This window comes from Kribbella antibiotica, assembly GCF_004349055.1.
GTDB lineage: Bacteria > Actinomycetota > Actinomycetes > Propionibacteriales > Kribbellaceae > Kribbella > Kribbella antibiotica.
Genome location: NZ_SMKX01000299.1, coordinates 1 through 1,517 on the forward strand (window position 1 = coordinate 1; position 1,517 = coordinate 1,517).

2 protein-coding genes are annotated in these 1,517 nt (G+C 65.2%); one reads left to right on the forward strand and one right to left on the reverse strand.

Going from position 1 to position 1,517, the window contains the following annotated elements:
* Positions 1 to 258 precede the first annotated feature (258 nt).
* The gene (locus E1263_RS42330) at positions 259 to 681 is read left to right on the forward strand and encodes a hypothetical protein (protein WP_132178116.1); all 423 of its coding nucleotides are present in this window, start codon (positions 259 to 261) and stop codon (positions 679 to 681) included.
* 1 nt (position 682) lies between these two features.
* Here the strand turns inward: E1263_RS42330 and E1263_RS42335 are convergent, their stop codons facing one another.
* A complete protein-coding gene (locus E1263_RS42335) occupies positions 683 to 1,372 on the reverse strand; it encodes a sortase domain-containing protein (protein WP_238162078.1) in 690 nt (229 codons plus the stop codon).
* Positions 1,373 to 1,517 lie beyond the last annotated feature (145 nt).

Below are 1,517 nucleotides of genomic sequence, written 5' to 3' on the forward strand. Positions count from 1 at the left end.
CACCAGCACCCGCCCCGCCCGGCAAAAAGTGCCCAACCCCAGGTCCCGCAGGCTCCTTCGTGGGCTCAGTTCCAGGCCCCGGCTGATCAGCCATGTCTCTCTTCTCTCCCCAAATACCAGTCCCCAGTCCGCCCCCAGACCGGCGGCTGATCCTAAACCTCAACCAGCTCACAAACCCACTTAATTGCACCTATTGACATTACTCACGGGTAAGTTACTGCTCGCCTGAGGCTCTTAATCGGGTCGTAAGGTGGGGGCATGAGCTGGGCTGTGTATGCGGTGCGAGGACCAGGGGGCGTACGGCGCCTCGAGGACATGCCGGATGGGTATGAGCCGCCTTCGGTGGGGATGGCTGCTGAGGTGATCGAGGTCGTCCGCGAGGTCGTGCCGGGGCTGGATGTCACCAAGCCGTCCTGGCTGACGTTGCGCAGTGACGAGTACGACGTCGAGATGACGATCGGCAAAGGTGTGCAGGTTCGCGACATCACCTTCTATCTGAACGACGGGCACCGGTCGATCCCGATCGTGATGGAGATCAGCCGCCGGCTCGGAGTGACGCCGTACGACACAGAGTCCGGGGACTTTCTCACCGAGGAGTCGCGGCCGCCGGTGCCGCCGCCGTTGACGGATGACGAGATCCGCGCCAACAAGCCGAAGTGGTGGAAGTTCGGCCGGAAGTAGGTCAGGCCGAACGGGTCGCAACGAGGGTGGCGATCTTGTTGATGCGGTGTTCGGGGTTGCCGAGGGCGTCGCGCCAATAGTTGCCTGCGGCATTGTCTTCAGGGGTGGCGCAGGTCGAGATCGTCAGCATGGCTTGGGTTGCGGTCACCCCAGGACGGCCCGGTACGGCGGCATTCTGCGCAGCCTTCTCGGCCGCCTTGCGGAATGAGATGGTCATCGTCTGCGAGACCACGTAGTCGTAGACGGTCCCGCCTGTGGTGATCAGGATGTGCGTGCCGTTCGCCAAGTCAGGCACGCGTTCCAGCGGCCGTCCGTGCGACACGCGATGCCCGGTGATGATGAAGTTGCCGACCTCGCCGGCCCCGACACCGCCGCCCGGCCCTCGCGGGCTCGCGGCGACACCGCGGTCTTGGATCGTCGTACCGGGCCGGTCGTCCGCGGTTCCTTCGTAGGCGACCACGCGGAGATTCCGTACGCCGATCGACGGGATGCTCATCGTCACCACGCTGCTCGTGGGTCGGGAGGTCGGGGCAGTCGGTGTGGGCTTCGGCGTGAGGCTCGGAGTGGCCGGCGCGGAGGGTGTCGCGCTGACACTCGGGCCCGGTACGTCGGCAGTCGTGTCGAGCGGCGGCGTGTCGGTACACCCGACCAGCACCACCAGCAGCATCGCGAAAACCCCAGCCAGCCTCACCCATCGAAAGTAGGCCGACCGACCGAAAACCCTCCGAAAGCTAGTCCAGCAACTCGAACTCGGCCGGCCCCACCCGCAGAACCCCCGAGGTCAGCGGCGTACTCCGCACACCCCCATGCCTGTCTCTTATACACGTCTGATGCTG